The sequence below is a fragment of the Pseudoalteromonas sp. S1612 genome (genome assembly GCF_005887175.1).
Taxonomy (GTDB): Bacteria; Pseudomonadota; Gammaproteobacteria; order Enterobacterales; family Alteromonadaceae; genus Pseudoalteromonas; species Pseudoalteromonas undina.
Map to the genome: position 1 here is coordinate 1 of NZ_PNDH01000175.1, position 285 is coordinate 285.

Here is a 285-nt window from a genome sequence, read left to right on the forward strand (position 1 = left end):
ATCTCATCACATGCCTCCTTTAAGTACTGCATTAATACCGCCATTTATGTCATGTAACTGAGTCGCAGCAGCCATCATATATTCGCTAATTGGTCCGCCAAAAATAACCATTAATGGAGAGCATGCTAATAAACCTATAATTACGATTACTTGCAGTGAACGAGCATTTTTATATTCAGCACTTTCACTGCGTTTATCTTTACACTCCCAAAATAAGCTAGTGCCTGCTCGAGAAAGTGCTATTAAAATTGCAAAGCTAGTTACTAGATATACAGGCCAAAAAAA

At 37.2% G+C, this 285-nt stretch carries 1 pseudogene; it reads right to left on the reverse strand.

The features are described 5' to 3' along the window. Positions 1-6 precede the first annotated feature (6 nt). Positions 7-285, reverse strand: a pseudogene (locus CWB78_RS18580) (monovalent cation/H+ antiporter subunit D); the annotation flags it as partial.